The organism is Syntrophorhabdaceae bacterium (assembly GCA_028713955.1).
Classification (GTDB): domain Bacteria; phylum Desulfobacterota; class Syntrophorhabdia; order Syntrophorhabdales; family Syntrophorhabdaceae; genus UBA5609.
Window position 1 is genome coordinate 1 of the sequence record JAQTNJ010000232.1, and the last position, 4,994, is coordinate 4,994.

Annotated in this window: 8 protein-coding genes; 6 read left to right on the plus strand and 2 right to left on the minus strand. The window is 49.4% G+C overall.

Annotation, left to right across the window (positions count from 1 at the left end):
* The 4 genes from PHU49_14505 to PHU49_14520 all read left to right on the plus strand — a co-directional run.
* On the plus strand, positions 1 to 493 hold a 493-nt coding region (locus PHU49_14505; GenBank protein MDD5245217.1), incomplete at its 5' end, for a hypothetical protein.
* Positions 493 to 1,236, plus strand: a complete 744-nt coding sequence (locus PHU49_14510; GenBank protein MDD5245218.1) for a thiamine pyrophosphate-dependent enzyme — start codon at positions 493 to 495, stop codon at positions 1,234 to 1,236. The genes PHU49_14505 and PHU49_14510, both read left to right, overlap by 1 nt.
* Positions 1,227 to 1,766: a 2-oxoacid:acceptor oxidoreductase family protein gene (locus PHU49_14515; GenBank protein MDD5245219.1), complete on the plus strand. Its 540-nt coding sequence runs from the start codon at positions 1,227 to 1,229 to the stop codon at positions 1,764 to 1,766. Before PHU49_14510 ends, PHU49_14515 begins: the two co-directional genes overlap by 10 nt.
* 5 nt (positions 1,767 to 1,771) lie before the next feature.
* On the plus strand, positions 1,772 to 2,200 hold the full coding sequence (locus PHU49_14520; GenBank protein MDD5245220.1) for an ACT domain-containing protein: 429 nt from the start codon (positions 1,772 to 1,774) through the stop codon (positions 2,198 to 2,200).
* Positions 2,201 to 2,298: 98 nt separating this feature from the next.
* On the opposite strand, the gene PHU49_14525 is transcribed toward PHU49_14520, so the two are convergent.
* Positions 2,299 to 3,009, minus strand: coding sequence for an MBL fold metallo-hydrolase (locus PHU49_14525; GenBank protein ID MDD5245221.1), 711 nt, complete (start codon positions 3,007 to 3,009; stop codon positions 2,299 to 2,301).
* A 296-nt stretch (positions 3,010 to 3,305) separates the two neighbouring features.
* On the opposite strand from PHU49_14525, the gene PHU49_14530 reads away from it, so the two are divergent.
* On the plus strand, positions 3,306 to 3,905 hold the full coding sequence (locus tag PHU49_14530) for a hypothetical protein (GenBank protein ID MDD5245222.1): 600 nt from the start codon (positions 3,306 to 3,308) through the stop codon (positions 3,903 to 3,905).
* Between the two features lie 121 nt (positions 3,906 to 4,026).
* Positions 4,027 to 4,623, plus strand: coding sequence for a hypothetical protein (locus tag PHU49_14535; GenBank protein MDD5245223.1), 597 nt, complete (start codon positions 4,027 to 4,029; stop codon positions 4,621 to 4,623).
* A 78-nt stretch (positions 4,624 to 4,701) separates the two neighbouring features.
* Here PHU49_14535 and PHU49_14540 read toward each other — a convergent pair whose 3' ends face one another.
* Positions 4,702 to 4,836, minus strand: coding sequence for a rubredoxin (locus tag PHU49_14540; protein MDD5245224.1), 135 nt, complete (start codon positions 4,834 to 4,836; stop codon positions 4,702 to 4,704).
* Positions 4,837 to 4,994 lie beyond the last annotated feature (158 nt).

Consider the following 4,994-nt stretch of genomic DNA (forward strand, 5'->3'; position numbering starts at 1 on the left):
TTATATCCTGACTGGTGCGAAAGGAAGACCTTCACGGATGGTCCGTTCCCTTCTCTTTGATACGAAGGAAGAGGAGGAGCATAACTGGAAACTCTTCAGAAAGTATCAGCGGATGGAGCAGAACGAGGTCCGCTATGAGTCATTCCTCGTCGATGACGCCGAGATGATAGTTATTGCCTATGGTATCGGGGCGCGGATCGTAAAAGGCGCCATTAAGAGGCTGCGCCAGGAGAACCTGAAGATCGGGATGATACGCCCCATCACGCTCTGGCCTTTTCCCGCGAAGATAATCAGGGAGACCGCGAAAAAGGTTGCTGATTTTTTTGTCTTCGAGATGAGCACAGGACAGATGATCGAAGATGTGAAGCTTGCCCTCGAGGGTAGAGGAAATATCCATTTCTACGGCAGACCCGGCGGCGTTATCCCCACGCCGATCGAATTGTTCCGGGTGATATCAAGACACTACTACCAAACCAGAAGAGGGAAAAAATAGTGAAGCAGGTCTATGCCCGTCCCAAATCCTTAAAGGCAGCCCATTTCCATTATTGCCCGGGCTGCGGTCACGGTATCATCGGGCGCCTGATCGTGGAGGTCATCGACGAGATGGACCTGCAGGAGAAGGCAATATGTGTTGCGCCGGCCGGATGCGGCATGCTTGTCTACAATTATTTTGATATCGATACGCTCGAGTCCGCTCATGGCAGGGGCGCCGCGGTTGCAACAGGGATCAAGCGTGTGCGGCCGGAGAACCTCGTATTTTCTTATCAGGGCGACGGCGACCTTGCGGCAATAGGCACGGCAGAGGGCTTCCACGCGGCAAACCGCGGTGAGCCGATCACCATCATCTTTGTCAACAACGGTGTCTACGGGATGACCGGCGGACAGATGGCCCCCACAACGCTCTCCGAACAGGTGACAACAACAACGCCCTCCGGGAGGAATACGGCAACGGCAGGCCATCCTGTAAGGATATGCGAGGTGTTTGCGGTGCTTGATGGCACAACGTACCTCGAAAGAGTGGCGGTTAATAAGCCTGCGGCGATCGTCAAAGCGAAAAAGGCAATCGCGAAGGCCTTCCGGAATCAGCTCCAGGGAGATGGATTTTCACTTGTAGAGATCCTGTCGCCATGCCCGACAAACTGGAAGATGAGTCCCATCGATTCATGCCGGTGGATCGATGATGTGATGGCGAAACAGTTCCCTCTGGGAGTTATTAAGGATACAACATGCTCATAAAGACAATATTCTCAGGGTTTGGCGGACAGGGTGTTCTCTCCATGGGCTTTACGTTTGCCAATGCGGCGATGCTTGAAGGAAAGTATGTGACCTATCTTCCATCCTATGGCGTTGAGGTCAGAGGAGGGACAGCGAACTGTACCGTTGTCGTCTCTGACGAAGAGATCGCATCTCCTGTCGCTTCAGAGCCTGAATTTGTTGTTGCCATGAACCAGCCGTCCTTCGCACGGTTTCAGAGCATCCTTCCTTCGGGAGGGCTTATCTGTGTCAATTCCTCTATCGTCAATACGACATCTGTAAGGGGAGATATTGAGGTCCTCACTGTTCCTACAAGCGAGCTGGCGGAGAAGATGGGTACGATCAAGGTGGCGAATATGATAATGCTTGGTGCATTTTTAAGGGCGAGCAATATCGTTTCATTCGATTTTATGCTCAAGCACCTCCAGGAAATCCTCGGTGAAGGAAAAGCGAAGATGATAAAACTCAACAGAGAAGCCCTTGAGACAGGCTATACGTTTGCAAAGGAGTGATACAGATGGTTATCAAACAGATTTCTGTTAGCCTGGACAATGTTCCCGGTGCGCTTCACGGCATCAGCGAGATACTGGGGAGAGAAGGCGTCAACATCAGGGCGATCTCCGTTGCCGATACGTCGGATATCAGCACTGTGCGTTTTGTCGTAGATGATCCTGAAAAGGCAAAAAATATTCTCAAGGCAAACGGTTATTCGCCGAGAGAAACCGATGTAATTGCCGTTGAGACCCCGGACCACCCGGGGGGATTGGTTGCGGTACTGAGACCCTTGAAACAGGCGGGGATCAATGTCCACTATCTGTATCCGCATCTCGGGCGTGTCAGCAACAATGCGATCGTTATCCTTGGTGTTGACCGGACAGAAGAAGCCCAGCAGGTCCTGCAGCAGAACTGGGTCCGTACTATAGGAAAAGAAGTATACAGTATATAGTATATCGTAGATCGACCTGCGACCTACGATATACGGTCTTACAATATAGCCTGTTTGGTTCTTCGATATACGATATACGACCTACGGTCTTTATCCTTTCACAGTTTTATATACCCCTGCTGATACTGGGACGCGACGCAGTATTCAAGGTATTTCTTGACGTTGCTTTTTGGTGTGTAGACGCCGGAATGACCGTCGCAGAGCATATCGGCCTCCAGCGCAAAGAGGGTCTGGATCGATTCCACCCACGCATCGGGATCACAATCGAACTCTTTCAGAAGCGGCGCCGCGATGTCCTGGACAAAGAGTGTTCTTTTACCATCAATGTCCATGCAGACAGAGACGGACCCGGGTGTATGACCCGGTGTGTGTATCCAGTTGAGTTCCTGTCTGCCGATATGCAGACGGCCGCTATCACCGGCAAGCTTCGTATCCACACGGAGAGGCTGAAGGTCGATATCGAAACAAAATGCAGCCGTAAGCCTTGTGTCTGCCCGTTCGATGATCGTCGCGTCAAGGGCATGCATGATGAGCTGTGAGCCGAAATGCGACCGGAAGAGATGGGCGCCGCCGGAATGGTCTACGTGGCAGTGTGTTAAAATGATTGTTTTGATTGTCTCAGGTTTAAACCCGAGGCGCTCAATATTTTGGATTGTCCGCTTAAAACCGGCTCCTGAGCCGCAATCGATGAGCGCCAATTCGCCGAAATCCAGAAGATAGGCAAAACCGTCTCTCGCATCCGAGAGATCCGGTCCGCAGACGCGGTATATGTTGTCTGTTATCTGCTGTGGATTGACAAACTGCTTCACGTAATCCTACCATCCCTGTATCAGGTTTTTACACAGCATGTTATATCATAAATAATACGGGATTGCCGCAAGGTCAACCCTCTTATTTACGCAGCTATCAGCTTGCAGCCTTCAGCGATCAGCAAGAAGTTGATAGTACGCAGTATATAGTATATAGTATATCGTGCCGCCCGGTTTATTTGTTAACGCCTTATAGCTTGATTTAGATTTTACGATATACGATATACGAACGACGATATACAATTTGCTATGAGCCATGAACCAAGAGCTATGAGTTGCTTTTTACAGGGGGTTACATGGATCTGCGACATTTCATAGAACTCTACCATCTCTGGCAACCAGTCTATCCACACCTTGTGAGGTACATCGGTGAGCTTTACGGCCGTGCAGACGGAAACGTCCTCGAGGTCGGCCCTTTCTGCGGCGCCATATTCGAATTGTATAGAAACGGGACAGGCAAATCCTTTTCACTGGGGACCTTCCCGCCGGGGACGGATCAATTCTTCCGCGATGAAGTAAGAAGACTTGATTGCGACGACAAGGTTGCAGTGATAGCGACTGACCCTGCCTTGTCGGGGATCGCAGACAACGCTTTTGACCTTGTTGTCTTCCGGGGTGCGTTATTTTTTCCGGAGATCTTCCGGACGGATTTTCGTGCGATCTACAGGGCGCTCAGAAAAGATGGACTGGCTGTGGTCGGCGGAGGGTTTGGAAGATTGACCCCACGGGCTGTCATAGAACAGATCGGTGAACGGTCAAAGGAACTCAACATCCTTCTCGGTAAGGCCGGAATGGATGAAGAGAGGTTGTTAACGGATATCAAATCCAGCGGTATTGACGGCAGTGTTGAGATTGTTTCAGAGGGAGGGTTGTGGGCATTGATCCGGAAGGCGTGAGAGAACCTGTTCAATGTTCTATGTCCAACGTTCAACGTTAAGACAAAACAGCAAGAGGATTGACGTTAATGTTTTTTCATGTTTATAATAGAACAAAAGAGATATACGGATAATGCGAGCTATGCGGCGCCAGAAAATATCCTTAAAAAAGATTGTGCATATTGTCTTGTGCTCTATTCTCATATTCAGTGGATTGAGCGCAGGGGTTCGTGCTGCCGACCTTACAGAGGAAGAGGCAAAGAAGCTTGTTCAGGATGTTGTTAAACGTGAAGGCAAGATGGAGTCCCTGGAGCGTTACCAGAAATATCCAAACTTCTATTATATAGGCTCGGACGAAAAGACCATAGAGAAGTACAGGAAACTCGAAGAAGCAGGATACGTAAAACTGAAGCTGATATCCGGGAAGGACCTGGAGAAGGGTTTGGATACGGCTTACGCCATTGAGTTTACAGAAAAGGCTGCCCCTTACCTTGTAAAGCCTGAAGGCGGGTCCGAAGACAGGGTATATATAGACCTCGCAAAGATAGATAATCTTGATGTCACGGGTGTCAAAAGGACTGCCCAGAAGGAATATAAGGCAGAGGTAATGCTTGGATACAAGGTGACGCCCTTCGGTGAAGTGTTGCTTGGCCGCGGGGTGAAGCTGGACCGCAAAGAGGATGCCTCCTTCGAAGCCCAGGACGACGGGTGGCGCGTCAAGTTCAAGTTCAATTTCTAACTTTATTCTTCAAAACAACCACCGTCTCTCGCAGAGCGCACAGAGGAATCAAGACCGGCGCATCTTTTTTTCCACTTGTTATGATGTTTTCTCAAACGCGCTTTTAGGCGCGTTGCAGATCGGGCAGTGCCAGTCGTCGGGTAACTTGTCGAAAGGAACCTTCTCAACCTTTTCATCGTACTGATAACCGCATACTGAACACGTGTAGACCATATCATACCTCCTTATGTTATCTTATGTGCGAATTGTGCCTGCTTTTCTTTTTACATTTTTTGCATATCCCGTAGAAATCCACATGGTTTCCTATGATATAAAAGCCGCATTTTTCCTTTTCAGAGAGGTCTAAAGAGAAGTTGCTATGCACATCTATG